We start from the raw sequence: 18885 nt of genomic DNA, 5'->3' as shown, positions 1-18885 counted from the left end.
GGTGGCCGGTTCACGTCGAGGCGGCCTGTGCGGATCGGGGCGGCCGGTTCAGGTCGGGGCGGCCGATTCACGTCAAGAAGCCCCGCAGTAGCGCCGCCGTGCCCCCGCAGTGCTCGCGCATCACCTCGCGCGCCCCGTCCGCGTCTCCGTCGAGCACCGCGTCCACCAGCGCGGTGTGCTGCTGCTGGGAGTGCTCCAGGTTGCGCACGAGCAGCGGGATGCAGTCCAGCAGGCCGTTCACGTCCGCGCGCACGGCGGCGTACTGCGCGGTCAGCGTCGGCGACCCGGCCAGCTCGGCCAGCGTCAGGTGCAGCAGCGTGTCGCGCCTGCGGTAGTCGTCCAGGGGCGCGTCGTGCGTGGCGGCGAGCGCCGCGCGCAGTCGCCGTACGCCCTCGTCGGTCAGCCCGTGCGCCGCGCACAGCCCGGCCGCGCCGACCTCAAGGACCTCGCGGAACCGCAGGACGTCCTCCACGTCGACCGACTCCAGGCGCCGCCGCAGCTCTGCCCCGGCGGAGCCGCCCGCCGGGGTGTCCGGACGGGGCAGGACGAACGTACCGCCGTAGCGGCCGCGTCTACTCTCCACCAGACCCTGGTCCTGCAGCACCTTCAGGACCTCGCGCAGCGTGACCCGGCTGATCCGCAGGCGCTCGGCGAGATCACGCTCGGCAGGCAGCCGCTCGCCCGCGGGCACCAGACCGAGCCGCAGTACCTGGAGGATCTGCTCCAGCGCCTCCTCGAACCCATTGCCGGCCCGCACCGGCCGCAGCACGGGCGTCAGACGGTCCGCAGAATCGATTTCGCTCGCCACGTCGCGGTTTCCCCTTCCCAAGCAATGGTCTTCAGGAATACCTTATGGCTTCCGGCTGACCGAAGGAGGACTTTTCCGTGGCAGACCGCACACCACCGCTCGCACTCCAGGAACTGCGCGACCTGATCGCGAGCGGCGAGATAGACACAGTCGTCCTGGCCTTCCCCGACATGCAGGGACGGTTGCAGGGCAAGCGGTTCGCCGCCCAGTTCTTCCTCGACGACGTCCTGGAGAACGGCACGGAAGGCTGCAACTACCTGCTCGCCGTCGACACCGAAATGAACACCGTCGACGGTTACGCGATGTCCTCCTGGGACAGCGGATACGGCGACTTCGCCATGCGCCCCGACCTCTCGACGCTGCGCCGCGTCCCGTGGAACGACGGCACGGCCATGCTCATCGCCGACCTCGCCTGGCCCGCCGACAGCTCACCCGTCGTCGCCGCGCCCCGCCAGATCCTGCGCCGCCAGTTGGAACGGCTCGCCGAGCACGGCTACACCGCGCATGTGGGCACCGAGCTGGAATTCATCGTCTTCAAGGACACCTACGAGCAGGCCTGGGACCAGGGCTATCGCGATCTCGTCCCGGTCAACCAGTACAACGTCGACTACTCGGTGCTGGGCACCGGCCGGATCGAGCCCCTGCTGCGCCGCATCCGCAACGAGATGACGGCGGCGGGCCTGACCGTCGAGTCGGCCAAGGGCGAGTGCAACCCCGGCCAGCACGAGATCGTCTTCAAGTACGACGAAGCCCTCACCACCTGCGACCAGCACGCCATCTACAAGACCGGCGCCAAGGAGATCGCGGCCCAGGAGGGCGTCTCGCTCACCTTCATGGCCAAGTACAACGAGCGCGAGGGCAACTCCTGCCACATCCACCTCTCGCTCCAGTCCGTCGAAGAGGCCGGCCGCAACGTCATGGCGGGCGACGGACCCGGCGGAATGTCCCCGGTCATGCAGCACTTCCTCGCCGGACAGCTCGCGGCGCTCAGGGACTTCTCCCTGCTCTACGCCCCGAACATCAACTCGTACAAGCGCTTCCAGCCCGGCTCGTTCGCCCCGACCGCCGTCGCCTGGGGCCACGACAACCGCACCTGCTCCCTGCGCGTCGTCGGCCACGGCCGCTCGATGCGCTTCGAGAACCGGCTGCCCGGCGGCGACGTCAACCCGCACCTCGCGGTCGCCGGCCTCGTCGCGGCCGGCCTGTACGGCATCGAGCACAAGCTCGAACTCCCCGAAGTGTGTACCGGCAACGCCTACACCGGCGACTACGAGCACGTCCCGCTGAGCCTGCGCGAGGCCGCCGAGCTCTGGGAGAACAGCCCCATCGCCAAGGCGGCCTTCGGTGACGAGGTCGTCGCGCACTACCGCAACATGGCGCGGGTCGAGCTGCAAGCCTTCGACACCGCGGTGACCGACTGGGAGCTCCGCCGCTCCTTCGAACGACTGTGAGGCCCGCCTTGCCCTTCGAGCACGCCACCGAGCACCACATCCTCAACCCGGCCACCGAAGAGGTCATCGCCACCATCGCGGCCTCGACGGCCGCCGATGTCGACGCGGCCGTCGTACGGGCCACCGGGGCGCAGCGCGCCTGGGCGGCCGCCGCCCCGGCCGACCGCGCCCGCCTGCTGCGCCGCTTCGCCAACGTGGTCGACGACCATGTCGAGGAGCTGGCCCACCTGGAGGTCAGCGAGGCCGGCCACACCGTGGGCAACGCACGCTGGGAAGCGGGCAACGTACGCGATCTGCTCGACTACGCCGCCGGGGGAGTGGAGCGCCTCACCGGCCGTCAGATCCCCGTCGCGGGCGGCATCGACTTCACCCTCCTCGAACCCCTCGGTGTCATCGGCGTCATCGCGCCGTGGAACTTTCCGATGCCGATCGCCGCCTGGGGCACGGCCCCCGCGCTCGCCGCGGGCAACGCCGTCATCCTCAAGCCCGCCGAGACCACCCCGCTGACCGCGCTGCGGCTGGCCGAGCTCGCCCTCGAAGCGGGGCTGCCCGAAGGCCTCTTCCAGGTACTGCCCGGCGCGGGCGCCGTCGCGGGCGACGCGCTGGTCGAACACCCCGGCGTGGCGAAGATCGTCTTCACCGGGTCCACGCGCGTCGGCAAGAAGATCATGTCGAAGTGCGCCGACCGCGTGAAGCGCGTCACCCTCGAACTCGGCGGCAAGAGCCCCAACATCGTCTTCGCCGACTCCGACATCGAGGCCGCGGCGGCGGCCACCCCCATGTCATTCCTGGACAACGCGGGCCAGGACTGCTGCGCCCGTACCCGCATCCTCGTTCAGCGCTCCGTGTACGACCGCTTCCTCGAACTCCTCACCCCCGCCATCGAGTCGGTGGTCGTGGGCGACCCGTCCGACGAGAAGACCCAGATGGGCCCGCTGATCTCGCGGTCCCAGCTGGAGCGCGTACGGTCCTACGTCCCCGAGGGCGGCAGGGCGATCAGGGGCAGCGCCCCCCAGGGCCCCGGCTTCTGGTTCGCCCCGACGGTCCTCACCGACGCGGCACCCGGCTCCGACGTGGCCATGGAGGAGGTCTTCGGCCCGGTCGCCGTCGTCCTGCCCTTTGACGACGAACAGGACGCGGTCCGGCTCGCCAACGCCACCCCGTACGGCCTGTCGGGGTCGATCTGGACCCGTGACGTGGGCCGGGCCCTGCGCGTCGGCGGCGCCGTCGCCGCGGGCAACCTGTCGGTCAACTCGCACAGCAGCGTGCGCCATTCGACCCCGTTCGGCGGCTACAAGCAGTCGGGGCTCGGACGCGAACTGGGCCCCGACGCCCTCACCGCATTCACCGAAACCAAGAACATCTTCATCAGCACGGAGGCCTGAGCCCACATGAGCGAAACACCTGCACTTCCTGAGGGCACCTGCCGCCGCCTGGTCGGCCGTACCGCGGTCGTCACCGGAGCGGGCAGCGGCATCGGCCTCGCCACCGTCCGCCGCCTCGCCTCCGAGGGCGCGAACGTCGTCTGCGGCGACATCGACGAAGCCGCGGGCAAGGCGGCCGCCGAGGGGGTCGGCGGTACCTTCGTGCGCGTCGACGTCACCAACCCCGAGCAGGTCGAAGCGCTGTTCAAGACGGCGTACGACACCTATGGCTCGGTCGATATCGCCTTCAACAACGCGGGCATCTCACCGCCCGACGACGACTCGATCCTCACCACGGGGCTCGACGCGTGGCAGCGCGTCCAGGACGTCAACCTCACGTCCGTCTTCCTGTGCTGCAAGGCCGCCCTGCCCTACATGCGGCGCCAGGGCCGCGGCTCCATCATCAACACCGCCTCGTTCGTGGCGCGGATGGGCGCCGCGACCTCGCAGATCTCGTACACCGCGTCCAAGGGCGGCGTACTGGCGATGTCCCGCGAGCTGGGCGTGCAGTTCGCCCGCGAGGGCATCCGGGTCAACGCGCTCTGCCCGGGTCCTGTCAACACCCCGCTGCTCCAGGAGCTGTTCGCCACGGACCCGGAGCGCGCCGCGCGCCGCCTGGTGCACATCCCGGTCGGCCGGTTCGCGGAGGCGGACGAGATCGCCGCCGCGGTCGCCTTCCTCGCCAGCGACGACTCCTCGTTCATCAACGCGACCGACTTCCTGGTCGACGGGGGCATCTCGGGGGCGTACGTCACACCGGTGTAGCCCCGCGCTGCTCTTTGTGCATCGGCCGGGCGTCGGGGTGGCGCCCGGCCGACGGGTGCGGGCCTCTACAGGAAGGTCCGGCCCTCGCCCCGGTACGTCGGTACGGTCGCCGTCACGCGGTCGCCCTCGATCAGCTGCAACTGGTCGAAGCGCTCGCACATCTCGCCGGCCTTCGCGTGCCGGAACCACACCTTGTCGCCGATCAGCAGATCGTCGGCGGGGGAGCCGAGCAGCGGGGTCTGCACCTCGCCGGGCCCCTCCTGCGGGTCGTACCTCAGCCCCTCGGGGAGATAGGGGACGGGCAGCCGGTCCGGGCCCGCGACCCCGGAAGCCGGATAACCGCCGCCCAGCACCGTCACCGCGCCGACGCCCGGCCTGCGCACGACGGGCTGGGCGAAGAGGGCGGCGGGGCGGCCGGTGAAGGAGGAGTAGTTGTCGAAGAGCCGCGGCACGTAGAGCCCGGAGCCCGCGGCGATCTCCGTCACCGCGCTCTCGGCGGCGGTGTGCTGGACGCTGCCGGTACCGCCGCCGTTGACGAACTCCAGGTCGGGCGCCACGGCCCTGACCGCCGCCACGACAGCCGCACGCCGGGTGGCCAGCTCCTTGCGGGCCGCCTTCTGCATCAGCCTGATCGCCCGGGACCGCACCGGCCGGCCCGCGACCGAGTCGCCCACCCCGGCGACATGGCCCTCGTACGCCATGATTCCCACCAGCCGGAAGCCGGGGCGGCGCGCCACCGACCTTGCCATCTCGGCCAGTTGAGCGGGCTCGCGCAGCGGTGAGCGCAGCGCGCCGACCCGCACCCGGCCGCCCAGCAACTGGAGCGAGGTGTCCAGTTCCAGACAGACCCGGACCTCCTCCGTGCCGCCGTCCCTGGCCCGGTCGATCAGCTCCAGCTGCGCCGGATCGTCGACCATCACGGTCACCGCGGCGGCGAGCTTGGGGTCACCGGCGAGCTCCGCGAATCCGGCACGGTCCGCCGACGGATAGGCGAGCAGCACATCGTCGAACCCCGAGCGCGCCAGCCACAGGGACTCCGTGAGGGTGAACGACATGATTCCCGCGAACCCGTCCCGGGCCAGCACCCGCTCCAGCAGCGCGCGGCAGCGCACGGACTTGCTCGCCACTCTGATCGGCTTGCCCGCCGCCCGGCGGACCAGATCCGCGGCGTTGTCGTCGAAAGCCTCCAGATCGACGACGGCGAGAGGAGCGTCGAGGTGGGCAGTGGCCCGGTCGTACCGGGCACGGTCGGCGGCGCGGGGTGTCATGGCCAGAGCTTGCCAGAGTCGATTACCACTGGGTAGGGGGATGATCCGGTCAGATCCGCCCGACTCCCCCCGGACCTCTGCGACTGGTTCCCGCCCGGCCCACGTCAGCCCGTAGAGTGGCGCCCACGTGGTGAGGATACGAACGGACCTGCCCCGAAAGGCGATCGGGCATCGTGGGGCACAGGTCGGGAGAACACGAACGGGGGGCGGATGAGCACCGAAGCGCACCGTGCCCCGGCACAGCCCTCCACCCCACCGGACCACCCACGCACGAACGCCCCGGCACCGTGGCCGCCGGCACCCGGCCCGCCGCAGCCGCCCCACCCGCCCGCCGAAGGCGCCTCGGCGCCGGCCACCCGCCCGCCGGGCAGACGGCCGGAGCACCCGCCCGCCGAAGGCGCCTCGGCGCCGGCCACCCGCCCGCCGGGCAGACGGCCGGAGCACCCGCCCGCTTCCGGCGAACGCGCCGCCGCTCCCGGCACACGGCCCGCGCAGCCGCGCGATGCGGCGGAAGCTCCCCGGGCCGACGGCCCGCAGCCCCCGGCCCGCCCCACGCGCGCGCCCGCGCGCCCCGCCTTTGTTCCGCCGCGCGTGATCGGCGAAGCCCCCTCTCGGACCTCCGGCCCCCGCGTCCCCGCGCCCGGCCGTGCCCCTGGCCCCGCACCCGCGCCCGGCCGCGCCCTCGGGCCCGCGCGTGGCGCCGCACGGGACGCGGGAGTCGACGCAGGCTCGGACTTCGGGACTGGTACCGACACCGGAACTGGTACCGCCCTCCCGCCGAGGCCCACCCGGCACCCGCGTTCCGCTCCGCCGGTCGAGATCACCACCCGGCTTCGCCCCGTCACCGCCCCTCTCGCTCCAAGTCCGCGGCCCACCCAGGCCCCGCCCCGGCCGACCGGGCAGCCCGTCGGGCAGCTTGCCGACGGGCCGTTGCCCGGACCTGTGCGCCGCAGGGCCGTCGGCGCCGTCGACCTGACGCCGCAGCCCCACGCCGGACGCCCCATCGCGTTCGAGCCGCCGGTGCACTGGACGGCGTACGAGGCCCCCACCGAGACCACCACCCAGCTGCGCCCCGTCCGCACCCGCCATCCCTCGCGGGTCCTGGCCGCCGCCGTCTGTGTCGTGTTCGGGCTCGGGCTGATCGGCGGCGCGGTCACGGGGAGCTGGCTGACCGGGGACTCCGCCGCCGACGCCACCGCCCCCACCGGATACGCCGAGGCACGCGGCAGCTGGCACAGCGTCCCCGTCGACACACTCTTCCCCCGCACCATCGAGGGCAACGGCGCGGGACCCGGCGGCGCGGACCGCGACTGGACGCGGATCGCCGTAGCCCCGGACAGCAACTGCGCGAACGCATTCGACCCACTGCTGCGCAAGGCGCTCGCACCGGTCGGCTGCGAGAGGCTGCTGCGCGCCACCTACACCGACGCCACCACCAGCAGCGTCATCACCGTCGGGCTGCTCTTCACCGAGGCCCAGGCACCGGCGATGCGGACCCTGCGTACCCGCTTCACCGGCGAAGGCCTCGCGGAACGCCTCGACTTGATGCCCCGCAGCTACCCGGTCGACGGCACCGCGGCAGCCGGCTTCGGCGACCGGCAGCGCGCGAGCTGGACGGTGAGCGTGCTCACCGACGCCCCCGTCGTCGTGTACGCCGTCTCCGGGTTCGCCGACGGACGTATCGTCACCGACCCGCAGCCCGCCGAACCCGCCATGGTCAAGGGCGCGACCACCGCCCCCGCCCAGGCGGGCCTCGGTCACGAGGCGAAGGGCATCGCGGACCGGATCGAGCGCGCCCTGCGTAGGACGGTCGCCCCGGTCCCGGAGACACGGCGATGACCCGCCCCGCCCACCGGGCCGTCGCCGCCATCCTCGCGGCCACCGTCCTCGCGCTGCTGCCCGCCGCCCCCGCGCAGGCCGCCGACGGCATCCGCGTCCAGCAGTGGGCGCTCGACGCCATGCGCACCGAGCAGGCCTGGCGCACGACCAGGGGCGAGGGCATCACTGTCGCCGTTCTCGACACCGGCGTGGACGACGCTCACCCGGACCTCGCGGGGCAAGTGCTCGCCGGCAAGGACCTCATCGGCTTCGGGGCCCGGCGGGGTGACCGGCCGTGGGCCCGGCACGGCACCGCGATGGCCGGCATCATCGCGGCCCACGGACACGGCCCCGGCCGCACCGACGGCGTGCTCGGCATCGCGCCCCGGGCGAAGATCCTGCCGGTCCGGGTGATCCTCGAAGGCGGCGACACGGCCCGCAAGAAGGCCCGCAGCTCCCGGGGCAACGCCCTCGCCCAGGGCATCCGCTGGGCCGCCGACAACGGCGCCGACGTCATCAACCTCTCGCTGGGCGACGACAGCAAGTCCGCCCACCCGGAGCCCGCCGAGGACGCCGCCGTCCAGTACGCGCTCGCCAAGGGCGCCGTCGTGGTCGCCTCCGCGGGCAACGGCGGCGAGGACGGCAACCACATCTCCTACCCCGCCGCGTACCCCGGCGTGATCGCGGTGGCCGCCGTCGACCGCGACGGCTCGCACGCCCCGTTCTCCACCAGCCGCTGGTACGCGACCGTCAGCGCACCCGGTGTCGATGTCGTCATAGCAGACCCCGACCGCCGCTACTACGAGGGCTGGGGCACCAGCGCCGCGTCCGCCTTCGTCTCCGGCGCGGCCGCACTCGTACGCGCGGCGCACCCCGGACTGTCCCCCGCCCAGGTCAAGGAGCTCCTCGCGGACACCGCGCGCAACGCGCCCCGCGGCGGACGTGACGACGCCAGGGGCCACGGTTTCGTCGACCCGGCGGCCGCGATCCGGGCGGGTGGCAAGCTGCGCCCCGCCAGCCTCCGCCCGGCCGCGGCGACACACGGGGACACGTACTTCGGTCCGGGCCCCACTCCCGTGCGTGAGTCTTACGAACCGGCCAACTGGTTCGCCCCCCTGGCCGGTGGCCTCGGCGCGCTGCTCCTGGCGGGAGCGGTGGTCCTGTGGCGCGGCAGCCGCGTCAGTGCCACCCGCCGCACCTACTGACGGAGCCCGGCGCCCCCCCCACCGGACCCGCACCCCGCACTGCCGCGGTCGGGCTCACTGTCAGCCGTCCCGCGCCCCCGCTGGACCGCACTCCTGCTCGGCTGCACCGGCCCTCCTGCTCGCCCCGCACCGGGCGGTACCGGAGCCGTACCCACTGACGCGCCCCCACCCCACCGGCACTCCTGCTCGCCCCGCGCACCCAGTGCTGCCGCGCCCACCCCCACCGACAGAACCACCCCGCAGGCGCACCCAGCGCCACCCCAGCCGCACCCACTCCGCCGACGACCCCGCCGGCCCCGCACCTCCGCCCCACCTACCGCCGTACCCACCCGCCCACCGCCTCCCGTGCCACCCGCTCGACCAGCGCGACCCCCGCCTCCCGCGTGGCATGGCCGTCGGAGAGCACGGCGACCAGCAGGGTCCGGCCGTCCACGGTGACGCGCCCGATGCTGTTGACGGTCCACAGCCCGTCCGGGTCCCGCGGCATCCAGCCGTTCTTCACCGCCGCCCCCGAGCCTGCCGCCGACACCCCCCAGGCCTGCTCCGGGACCACCCGCTCCATCAGGCACCCGATGCGGGTACGGGAATCCTCACTCAGCACCGAACCCCGCAGCGCACCGACTGGCCCGAACACCGCCCGCAGCAAAGCCAGTTGATCCCGAGCCGTGGTCCGGGTGCGCCCCCAGGCCCGGTCCGCCCGCGTCTGCGTGAGCCCCAGCCGCCCCAGCGCCGCGTCCAGCCCCGCCGCGCCACCGATCGCCGCCCACAGCTCCGTCGCCGCGTCATTGTCGCTGCGCCGGATCATGGCGTCCGCGTACGCCTCCTCGCGCGCGCCGAGCCGCCGCCCGGTGTCCTGGGCCCGCAGCAGCAGCGCCGCGAGAATGCCGACCTTGACGATGCTCGCGCTCGCGAACCGGCCGTCCCCGTCCGTCGCCACGCGCTCGCCGACCGGCTCGGACACGGCGCAGGAGACGTTCATGGGAGGCGCCCTGCCCGCGGGCCCGGTGAGCAAACGCGCGGGGACCGGCCGCTAGGCTCGGGGGGTGGCGCTCAAGAACATCCCGGACCCCGGTTTCTCCGAAGACGACGGCACGGCCGACCCGCGGCTGACCGCCGCGCTCTCGGCCTGGGCGGACGACCCGACCGCCGAGCCGCAGGTGCTCGAAGCGCTGGCGGGCGCCCGCCTCCTGGTGCCGGTCGTCGCCGTACTCGGCGAGGTCGAGACCGACGAGAACGGCCTGCGCCGCGAGAAGACCAGCGACATGGCCGTGCCGACTCTCCAGGCCGGTGACCGCCGCGCCCTCCCCGCCTTCACCTCCACCGAAGCCCTGGCCCGCTGGAACCCCGAGGCGCGCCCCGTCGCCGTACCCCTGCACCAGGCCCTGAAGGCGGCGGCCCACGAGGGCGCCGACACCGTGGTCATCGACCTCGCGGGTCCCGTCCCGTACCAGCTCATGGGGTCCGCTCTGCTGGCGCTCGCCGAGGGCCGCACCAGCGCCGCGCCGCTCGACGACCCGGCCGTCACCGAGGCGGTGCGCGCCGCGGTCGCCGCCGAACCGGCGGTGCTCCGGGCCCACCTCGGCCCCGGCCGCGCCGACGGCGCCCTAGCCCTGGTCCTCGACCCGGCCGCCGACCCGGCCACCACCGCGCGGCGGATCGCCGAGGCGCTGGCGGCGGACGACGTACTGAGGGCCCGCCTGGTGCGCGGTCTCGACCTGGCACTGCTGCCGGCCGAGGCCACCCCACCGGGCGAGCCCCTGTTCGTACGCGAGTAGCTATGCGGCCATAGCGAGTAGCTACGCAGCCACAGTGGGGCAGGCAGTAGCTATGCAGCCATAGGGGGACAGGTCAGCCGTAGACGGGACCGGTGTACTTCTCGCCGGGGCCCTTGCCGACCTCGTCCGGCACGATCGACGCCTCACGGAACGCCAACTGCAGTGACTTCAGGCCGTCCCGCAGCGGTCCGGCGTGGAAGGAGCTGATCTCCGTGGTGGTCGCGTCCATCAGCCCGGCCAGCGCGTGCACCAGCTTGCGCGCCTCGTCGAGGTCCTTGTGCGCGTCGCCGTCCTCCGTCAGGCCGAGCTTCACGGCGGCGGCGCTCATCAGGTTGACCGCGACCGTCACGATCACCTCGACGGCGGGGACCTCCGCGATGTCGCGGGTCATGGCGTCGAAGTCGGGAGATTCATTGGGGGAGGTCGCGTCGCTCATGCTGCCCACGATATGCCCCGCTGTCCCGGCGCCCGCCCCGGCCACCGGTTAGCCCCTCCGGGCAGGAGCTGCTAACCTTGTGTAACGACCGGCCGGACACCTGTGTGCCCGGCCCACAAGTGGAGGCTCCGATCTCCCACCTTGCTGTCCTCGCGGACGGCGGGTCACCGGTCAAGCGGTCCCCATCGTTCCGTACGGACGATGGAACCGTTCGATGCGCCCCGCGGTAGGTACGCGGTGGTGCTCCGGTATTTCCAGGAGCCCCGCCTGTGTCCCGTCCGGGGCTTTTTTCATGTGCCCTCGCGGTTGGTCCCAGGAAAATAGACGTTACGCGGCTGTCTGCCAGGCGGCCGTGTGGTGCTACTTAGGAGGATCCATCAGCGCCGAGCCCCGCATCAACGACCGGATTCGCGTCCCCGAGGTGCGACTTGTCGGACCCAGCGGCGAGCAGGTCGGCATTGTGCCGCTTGCCAAGGCCCTGGAGCTTGCACAGGAGTACGACCTGGACCTGGTCGAGGTCGCGGCGACAGCCCGTCCGCCCGTGTGCAAGCTCATGGACTACGGGAAGTTCAAGTACGAGTCGGCCATGAAGGCCCGTGAGGCGCGCAAGAACCAGGCGCACACGGTCATCAAGGAAATGAAGCTCCGGCCGAAGATCGACCCGCACGACTATGACACCAAGAAGGGTCACGTCGTTCGGTTCCTCAAGCAGGGCGACAAGGTCAAGATCACGATCATGTTCCGTGGTCGTGAGCAGTCCCGCCCCGAGCTTGGCTTCCGTCTGCTTCAGCGACTCGCTTCCGATGTCGAGGATCTCGGCTTCATCGAGTCGAACCCGAAGCAGGACGGCCGGAACATGATCATGGTTCTTGGCCCGCACAAGAAGAAGACCGAGGCCATGGCCGAGGCTCGCGAGGCCCAGGCGGCCCGCAAGGCCGAGCGTCAGGGCTATGCGACGGACGACGACGCCGAGGCGTCGACGGACGAGGCCGCCGAGGTGTCGACGGACGAGGTGACCGAGGCTCCGGCCGCGGCCGCCGAGACTCCGGCCGAGACCCCGGCCCCCTCCGAAGCGTGACCTGCGGGGCTGCCATCCAGGCGCCCCCGGGTCCCGCCCGGAACCACATACCAAAGATCTGACGCTCCAGCATTCCGGTGTTCGCACCGGGGGAGCGCCACTGACGAGGAGAGAACGGCGCCATGCCGAAGAACAAGACGCACAGCGGTGCCAGCAAGCGCTTCAAGGTCACCGGCTCCGGCAAGATCATGCGCGAGAAGGCCGGCAAGCGCCACCTCCTGGAGCACAAGTCCTCCAAGAAGACCCGCTCGCTGACGGGTGCGGTCGTCGTGTCCGCGGCCGACGCCCCGAAGATCAAGAAGCTTCTCGGCAAGTGATGTTGGGCCCCTGGGTGACCGGGGGCGCGACATCGAGACCGGGACCAATTCGTTTCCGGGCCGTGTGAAGACACCCACGGCCCCGCTACAAGGAGTCAACAAGTGGCACGCGTCAAGCGGGCAGTCAATGCCCACAAGAAGCGCCGGGCAATTCTCGAGGCGGCCAAGGGCTACCGCGGTCAGCGCTCGCGTCTGTACCGGAAGGCCAAGGAGCAGGTCACCCACTCCCTGGTCTACAACTACAACGACCGCAAGAAGCGCAAGGGCGACTTCCGTCGGCTGTGGATCCAGCGCATCAACGCCGCTGCCCGCGAGAACGGCATGACGTACAACCGCCTCATCCAGGGTCTGAACGCCGCCAACATTGAGGTGGACCGTAAGATCCTGGCCGAGCTCGCGGTCAACGACAGCAACGCGTTCGCCGCGCTCGTCGAGGTCGCCCAGAAGGCGCTCCCGAGCGACGTCAACGCTCCGAAGACCGCCGCCTGACCAGGGCAGCAGCTCTTCCCCATCGGACCCGCAGGCGTCTGTCGCCTGCGGGTCCGATGCGTCCTGCGGGTCCGAAGCGTCGTGCAGAACCCGTTCCGTACGTAAACGTGCAGGACCCGTTCCCTACGCAGACGTGCAGGACCCCTTCCGTACGCAGAGAAGTGAGCCGCCGACCATGGGCACCCCCGAGCTGATCTCGCCGCGATCCCCGCGCGTCGCCGCCGCCAAGCGGCTGACCAGGCGCAGCTTCCGCGGCAAGGAGCGCCAGTTCATCGCCGAGGGGCCGCAGGCCGTGCGCGAGGCGGTCGAGCACCGCAGTGACGGCCGGGCGACCCTGATCGAGCTGTTCGCCACCGTCGAGGCGGCCGATCGGTACGCCGACATCGTCGACGCGGCCCACTCCGCGGGTGCGCGGGTGCATCTGGCGCCCGACGAGGTGCTCGCCGAGGTCTCGCAGACCGTCACGCCGCAGGGCATCGTCGGCGTCTGCCGCTTTCTCGACTCGCCCTTCGAGGAGATCCTCGCCGCGAAGCCCCGGCTGGTGGCCGTCCTCGCGCATGTACGCGACCCGGGGAACGCCGGGACGGTGCTGCGCTGCGCGGACGCCGCGGGGGCCGACGCGGTTGTCCTCACCGACGCCTCGGTCGACCTCTACAACCCCAAGTCGGTACGCGCCTCGGTCGGTTCGATCTTCCATCTGCCCGTCGCCGTCGGCGTGCCCGTCGAGCAGGCGGTGAGCGGGCTGAAGGCGGCGGGCGTACGGATCCTCGCCGCCGACGGCGCGGGCGACGACGACCTCGACGACGAGCTCGACGCCGGCACCATGGGCGGCCCCAGCGCCTGGGTCTTCGGCAACGAGGCCTGGGGACTTCCGGCGGAGACCCGCGCACTCGCCGACGCCGTGGTGCGCGTGCCGATCCACGGCCGAGCCGAGAGCCTCAACCTCGCGACGGCCGCCGCGGTGTGCCTCTACGCCTCGGCCCGTGCGCAGCGTGCTTCCGGAGGGTGCCGCAGCGTTACCTCCAACTAGTAGTGTGACGGGCCTGGGGGCCCACTGCGCTAGGTGAAAGAGGTGGGGTACGGGGATGCCTGTCGGCATGAACGGCCTGTCCGGTCTGCGTGATTCCTTGCTGCACACGGCCGAGGGACCGGACGGCTTCGGGATCGATCCCGACGACCTGCCCGACGGTCTCGCCGTCTCCGACGAGAGCGGCCGTGTCATCTGTTTCAACGACGCCGCGGCCCGCATCACCGGCATCGCCAAGGAAGCCGTGCTCGGCAGGCCGCTGGAGCTCGCGCTGCCGCTGGAGGACCTCGAAGGCCGCCGCTGGTGGACACTGACCGATCCGTACGGCGGCCTCGCCATCAGGGTCGGCCAGCCCGAGCGTAATCTGCTGCTGCCCGGCGGCCGTGAGGTGCTGGTCTCCGCCCGGTACGTGCGCGAGGAGCCGACCGGGCCCGTGCGGCGGGTCGTCGTCTCCATCCGCGGCACCGAGGCCAGGCGCCGCACCGAGCGCAGCCACGCCGAGCTGATCGCCACCGTCGCCCATGAGCTGCGCTCCCCGCTGACCTCCGTCAAGGGCTTCACCGCGACGCTGCTCGCCAAGTGGGAGCGGTTCACCGACGACCAGAAGCGGCTGATGCTGGAGACCGTCGACGCCGACGCCAACCGGATCACGCGGCTGATCGCCGAGCTCCTGGACATCTCCCGCATCGACTCGGGCCGCCTGGAGCTGCGCCGCCAGCCCGTGGACATCGCCGCGGCCGTCGGACGCCATGTGCAGGGCGCGATCGCGTCGGGCCAGGAGCCCGACCGCTTCCTGGTACGGGTCCAGCAGCCGCTGCCCGATCTGTGGGCCGACCCGGACAAGATCGACCAGGTTCTGGGCAACCTGCTGGAAAATGCGGTGCGCCACGGCGAGGGAACGGTCACCATCGAGATGGCACCCGCGCACCTGAAGTACGCGGAGCATCTGGCGAACTCGGCGAAGGGAACGGCCGTCACCGTGAGCGACGAAGGCCCCGGCATCCCCGAGGAGTCGATGGGCCGTGTCTTCACCCGCTTCTGGCGGGGGAGCAAGCGCGGCGGGACCGGCCTGGGCCTGTACATCGTCAAGGGCATCGTCGAGGCGCACGGCGGCTCGATCGCGGTCGGCCGCGGGCCCGGCGGCGGCGCCGAGTTCCGATTTATTCTGCCCGTCGGCGCTCCTGCCTATCTGAGCTGAGCAGCCCACGGGCCACTCCACCCCTCGCGACCTTTAGACTCGACCTTTGGCACCTTTGCGTCCTCAGCGGTCGAGCGGGGCCGCGCCACCAGCCAATCGGAAGTACGGGAAGAGATGTCCGCACCCAATAAGTCGTACGACCCTGTTGAGGTCGAGGCGCTGAAACCGGCCGAGATCGAGCGCATGCGCGACGAGGCGCTCGCCGCCTTCGCCGCCGCCGGTGATCTCGACGAGCTGGCCCGGGCGAAGACCGCGCACAGCGGCCCCACCTCGCCCCTCTCGCTCGCCAACCGTGAGATCGGCGCACTGCCTCCGGCCGCCAAGGCCGAGGCGGGCAAGCGCGTGGGCATGGCCCGCGGCGCCGTGAACAAAGCGCTCGCCGCCCGCCTGGCTGCCCTGGAGACCGAGCGCGACGAGCGCGTGCTGGTCGAGGAGGCCGTGGACGTCACGCTGCCCCACGACCGGGTCCCGGCCGGCGCCCGCCACCCGCTGACCACCTTCATGGAGCGCGTGGCCGACGTCTTCGTCGCCATGGGCTACGAGGTCGCCGAGGGCCCCGAGGTCGAGGCGGAGTGGTTCAACTTCGACGCCCTGAACTTCGTGCCCGACCACCCGGCCCGCCAGATGCAGGACACCTTCTTCGTCCGTGACGCGGACGGCGGCACCGGCGACGAGTCCGGCGTCGTGCTGCGCACCCACACCTCCCCGGTCCAGGCGCGCACGCTGCTCGACCGTGAGCCGCCCGTGTACGTCGTCTGCCCGGGGCGGGTCTACCGCACCGACGAACTGGACGCGACGCACACCCCGGTCTTCCACCAGATCGAGCTGCTCGCCGTCGACGAGGGCCTCACCATGGCCGACCTCAAGGGCACCCTGGACCACATGGTCCAGGCGCTCTTCGGCGAGGGCATGAAGACCCGGCTGCGGCCGAACTACTTCCCGTTCACCGAGCCGTCCGCCGAGATGGACATGGTCTGCTACGTCTGCCGCGGCGAGTCCGTCGGCAACCCGGACCGACCCTGCCGCACCTGCGGCAGCGAGGGCTGGATCGAGCTGGGCGGCTGCGGCATGGTCAACCCGAAGGTGCTCGTCGCCTGCGGTGTGGACCCCGCCAAGTACAGCGGATTCGCCTTCGGGTTCGGCATCGAGCGGATGCTGATGTTCCGGCACAACGTGGAAGACATGCGAGACATGGTCGAGGGTGACGTCCGGTTCACTCGACCCTTCGGGATGGAGATCTGATGCGGGTCCCGCTTTCCTGGCTGCGGGAGTACGTCGATCTCCCCGCCACCGAGACAGGCCGTGACGTACAGGCCAAGCTCGTCCCCGCGGGGCTGGAGGTCGAAGCTGTCGAGCAGCTCGGCGCCGGCCTCAAGGGCCCGCTGGTCGTCGGCAAGGTCCTCACCATCGAGGAGCTGACGGAGTTCAAGAAGCCCATTCGCTTCTGCACCGTCGACGTCGGCCCGGCCAACGGCACCGGTGAGCCGCAGGAGATCGTCTGCGGCGCCCGCAACTTCGCCGTCGGCGACAAGGTCGTCGTGGTCCTGCCGGGCGCCGTCCTGCCCGGCGACTTCGCCATCGCCGCGCGCAAGACGTACGGCAAGACCTCGCACGGCATGATCTGTTCCGGCGACGAGCTGGGCATGGGCGACGACGGCACCGGCGGCATCATCGTGCTGCCGCCCGAATTCGAGGTGGGCACCGACGCCATCGAGCTCCTGGAGCTCGTCGACGAGGTGCTCGACATCGCGGTGACGCCCGACCGCGGCTACTGCCTGTCGATGCGCGGCATCGCCCGCGAGACCGCCACCGCGTACGGCCTGCCGCTGCGCGACCCGGCGCTGCTCGACGTGCCCCCGCCGAACTCCTACGGCTACCTGGTCAAGGTCTCCGACCCGCGGGGCTGCGACCGCTTCACCGCCCGCACGGTCACCGGCCTCGACCCGGAGGCCCGCTCCCCGATCTGGCTGCGCCGCAGGCTCCAGAAGGCCGGGATGCGCCCGATCTCGCTGGCCGTCGACGTCACCAACTACGTGATGCTCGAAGTGGGCCAGCCGCTGCACGCCTACGACCGCTCCCGCATCGACGGGACGATCGGGGTGCGCCGCGCCGAGCAGGGCGAGAAGTTCACCACCCTCGACGGCACGAAGCGGGTGCTCGACGCCGAGGACCTGGTCATCACCGACAACCGCGGGCCGATCGGCCTCGCGGGCGTCATGGGCGGCGCCAACACGGAGATCGCCGACGCCGAGACCGACGCCGAAACGGGCCGCGCCAAGGGCACCACCGACGTCGTCATCGAGGCCGCGCACTTCGACCCGCTCTCCATCGCCCGCACCGCGCGCCGACACAAGCTCGCGTCCGAGGCGTCCAAGCGCTTCGAGCGCGGTGTCGACCCCGAGGCCGCTTCGGCAGCCGCCCAACGGACCGTCGACCTGCTCGTGCTGCTCGCGGGCGGCACCGCCGAAGCGGGTGTCACCGAGGTCATCGCGCCCTCGGCGCCCCGCTCCATCAGCATGGGCGCGAACCACCCGGACCGCGTGGCGGGCGTCGAGTACGGCCGCGAGACCGTCGTACGCCGCCTCCAGGAGGTCGGCTGCGACGTGTACGGGCAGGACGACCTCGTCGTCACCGTGCCGTCCTGGCGCCCCGACCTGGCCTTCCCCAACGACCTGGCGGAAGAGGTCATCCGACTGGAGGGGTACGAGAACCTCCCCTCCACCCTGCCGACACCGCCCTCGGGCCGCGGGCTCACCGGCCGTCAGCGGCTGCACCGCCGCGTCGGCCGCGCGCTCGCCGGGGCCGGTTACGTCGAGGCGCTGAACTACCCGTTCATCGGCAACGCCGTGCTCGATCAGTTCGGTCTGGACGCCGACGACGCCCGCCGCCGCACGGTCGAGCTGGTCAACCCGATCTCCGACGAGGAGCCGGCGCTGCGCACCACGCTGCTGCCGGGTCTGCTCGGCGCGCTGCGCCGCAACGACGGCCGCGGCTCGCACGACCTCGCGCTCTTCGAGACCGGTCTGGTCTTCCGGCCGACCGGCGACGAGCGCAAGGCCGTAAGGCTGCCCGTCGACCGTCGTCCCACCGACGAGGAGATCGCCGGGATCGACGCCACGCTGCCGCGTCAGCCGCGCCGCGCCGCCGTTGTTCTCGCGGGCGCCCGTGAGCAGGCCGGCTGGTGGGGCAAGGGCCGCCCGGCCGACTGGGCGGACGCCGTCGAGGCCGCTCGTACGATCGCCCGCGAGGCGGGCGTCGAGCTGATCATCCGCGGCGACCGGCACGCCCCGTGGCACCCCGGCCGCTGCGCCGCGCTCTACGTCACGGTCAATGGCACCGAGACCCTCGCGGGTCACGCCGGTGAGCTGCACCCGCGCGTCATCAAGGAGCTCCACCTCCCCGAGCGCAGCTGCGCCATGGAGATCGAGCTCGATGTGCTGGAGCAGGCCGCGGGCGGCGCACCGCCCGCGCCCCGGATCTCCACCTTCCCGGTGGCGACCCAGGACGTCGCGCTGGTCGTCCCCGCCGGTGTGGCTTCGGCCGACGTCGAGTCCGCGCTGCGCGCGGGCGCGGGTGAACTCCTCGAATCGCTGCGGCTGTTCGACGTCTTCACCGGAGAGCAGCTCGGCGAGGGCAAGAAGTCCCTCGCGTACGCGCTGCGCTTCCGCGCCGCCGACCGCACCCTGACCGTCGACGAGGCCTCGGCAGCCCGCGACGCCGCCGTCGCGCTCGCCGCCGAGCGCACCGGAGCGGTGCTGCGCGGGGCGTAACGCCGGAGCGGTGTGAGGAAAGCAGTACTGAGGGGCGGGGCCCGGCCCCCGGCCCC

The 18885-nt window shown here is 72.1% G+C and carries 17 protein-coding genes; 13 read left to right on the top strand and 4 right to left on the bottom strand.

Translation table 11 applies throughout. The annotated features are described in order from the left end of the window. Positions 1-67 precede the first annotated feature (67 nt). Positions 68-808 (bottom strand): FadR/GntR family transcriptional regulator, encoded by a 741-nt coding sequence (locus tag QMK30_RS17095; protein ID WP_283518974.1) that lies wholly within the window; start codon positions 806-808, stop codon positions 68-70. Positions 809-885: 77 nt separating this feature from the next. On the opposite strand from QMK30_RS17095, the gene QMK30_RS17090 reads away from it, so the two are divergent. The 3 genes from QMK30_RS17090 to QMK30_RS17080 are packed head-to-tail and all read left to right on the top strand — an operon-like array spanning position 886 to position 4448. Further along, the gene (locus QMK30_RS17090; RefSeq protein WP_283518973.1) at positions 886-2259 is read left to right on the top strand and encodes a glutamine synthetase family protein; all 1374 of its coding nucleotides are present in this window, start codon (positions 886-888) and stop codon (positions 2257-2259) included. A gap of 8 nt (positions 2260-2267) precedes the next feature. After that, entirely contained in the window at positions 2268-3644 is a 1377-nt protein-coding gene (locus tag QMK30_RS17085) for an aldehyde dehydrogenase family protein (protein ID WP_283518972.1), read from the top strand. Positions 3645-3650: 6 nt separating this feature from the next. Further along, positions 3651-4448, top strand: coding sequence for a 3-oxoacyl-ACP reductase (locus tag QMK30_RS17080; RefSeq protein WP_283518971.1), 798 nt, complete (start codon positions 3651-3653; stop codon positions 4446-4448). Positions 4449-4513: 65 nt separating this feature from the next. On the opposite strand, the gene QMK30_RS17075 is transcribed toward QMK30_RS17080, so the two are convergent. Beyond that, on the bottom strand, positions 4514-5716 hold the full coding sequence (locus tag QMK30_RS17075) for an amino acid deaminase/aldolase (RefSeq protein ID WP_283518970.1): 1203 nt from the start codon (positions 5714-5716) through the stop codon (positions 4514-4516). Between the two features lie 930 nt (positions 5717-6646). On the opposite strand from QMK30_RS17075, the gene QMK30_RS17070 reads away from it, so the two are divergent. Together QMK30_RS17070 and mycP are read left to right on the top strand one after the other, a co-directional pair. Beyond that, the gene (locus QMK30_RS17070) at positions 6647-7555 is read left to right on the top strand and encodes a hypothetical protein (protein ID WP_502963152.1); all 909 of its coding nucleotides are present in this window, start codon (positions 6647-6649) and stop codon (positions 7553-7555) included. Then, the gene (mycP, locus tag QMK30_RS17065; protein ID WP_283518969.1) at positions 7552-8739 is read left to right on the top strand and encodes a type VII secretion-associated serine protease mycosin; all 1188 of its coding nucleotides are present in this window, start codon (positions 7552-7554) and stop codon (positions 8737-8739) included. Before QMK30_RS17070 ends, mycP begins: the two co-directional genes overlap by 4 nt. 313 nt (positions 8740-9052) lie before the next feature. On the opposite strand, the gene QMK30_RS17060 is transcribed toward mycP, so the two are convergent. Next, positions 9053-9718 carry a serine hydrolase gene (locus QMK30_RS17060; protein ID WP_283518968.1) on the bottom strand — a complete coding sequence of 222 codons (666 nt, stop codon included), beginning with the start codon at positions 9716-9718 and terminating at the stop codon, positions 9053-9055. A gap of 64 nt (positions 9719-9782) precedes the next feature. On the opposite strand from QMK30_RS17060, the gene QMK30_RS17055 reads away from it, so the two are divergent. Next, positions 9783-10514 carry an SseB family protein gene (locus tag QMK30_RS17055; RefSeq protein WP_283518967.1) on the top strand — a complete coding sequence of 244 codons (732 nt, stop codon included), beginning with the start codon at positions 9783-9785 and terminating at the stop codon, positions 10512-10514. A gap of 73 nt (positions 10515-10587) precedes the next feature. On the opposite strand, the gene QMK30_RS17050 is transcribed toward QMK30_RS17055, so the two are convergent. After that, a complete protein-coding gene (locus QMK30_RS17050; RefSeq protein WP_283518965.1) occupies positions 10588-10950 on the bottom strand; it encodes a DUF1844 domain-containing protein in 363 nt (120 codons plus the stop codon). A 352-nt stretch (positions 10951-11302) separates the two neighbouring features. Here QMK30_RS17050 and infC point away from each other — a divergent pair, with 352 nt between their 5' ends. From infC to pheT, 7 genes are all read left to right on the top strand, one after another. Next, positions 11303-12028 (top strand): translation initiation factor IF-3, encoded by a 726-nt coding sequence (infC, locus tag QMK30_RS17045; protein WP_283518963.1) that lies wholly within the window; start codon positions 11303-11305, stop codon positions 12026-12028. A 122-nt stretch (positions 12029-12150) separates the two neighbouring features. After that, the gene (rpmI, locus tag QMK30_RS17040) at positions 12151-12345 is read left to right on the top strand and encodes a 50S ribosomal protein L35 (protein WP_283518962.1); all 195 of its coding nucleotides are present in this window, start codon (positions 12151-12153) and stop codon (positions 12343-12345) included. A gap of 102 nt (positions 12346-12447) precedes the next feature. After that, positions 12448-12834 (top strand): 50S ribosomal protein L20, encoded by a 387-nt coding sequence (gene rplT / locus QMK30_RS17035; RefSeq protein ID WP_283518960.1) that lies wholly within the window; start codon positions 12448-12450, stop codon positions 12832-12834. Between the two features lie 175 nt (positions 12835-13009). Continuing rightward, positions 13010-13864 carry a TrmH family RNA methyltransferase gene (locus tag QMK30_RS17030; protein WP_283518959.1) on the top strand — a complete coding sequence of 285 codons (855 nt, stop codon included), beginning with the start codon at positions 13010-13012 and terminating at the stop codon, positions 13862-13864. 67 nt (positions 13865-13931) lie between these two features. Then, positions 13932-15059 (top strand): sensor histidine kinase, encoded by a 1128-nt coding sequence (locus QMK30_RS17025; RefSeq protein WP_283519131.1) that lies wholly within the window; start codon positions 13932-13934, stop codon positions 15057-15059. A gap of 114 nt (positions 15060-15173) precedes the next feature. After that, on the top strand, positions 15174-16301 hold the full coding sequence (pheS, locus tag QMK30_RS17020) for a phenylalanine--tRNA ligase subunit alpha (protein ID WP_283518957.1): 1128 nt from the start codon (positions 15174-15176) through the stop codon (positions 16299-16301). Next, positions 16301-18829: a phenylalanine--tRNA ligase subunit beta gene (gene pheT / locus QMK30_RS17015; RefSeq protein ID WP_283518955.1), complete on the top strand. Its 2529-nt coding sequence runs from the start codon at positions 16301-16303 to the stop codon at positions 18827-18829. Before pheS ends, pheT begins: the two co-directional genes overlap by 1 nt. The last annotated feature ends 56 nt before the right edge of the window (positions 18830-18885 follow it).

This window comes from Streptomyces sp. H27-C3, assembly GCF_030063415.1.
Classification (GTDB): Bacteria; Actinomycetota; Actinomycetes; order Streptomycetales; family Streptomycetaceae; genus Streptomyces.
Note: the sequence above shows the minus strand (reverse complement) of the source record. Positions and strands in the feature narration are given on the sequence as shown.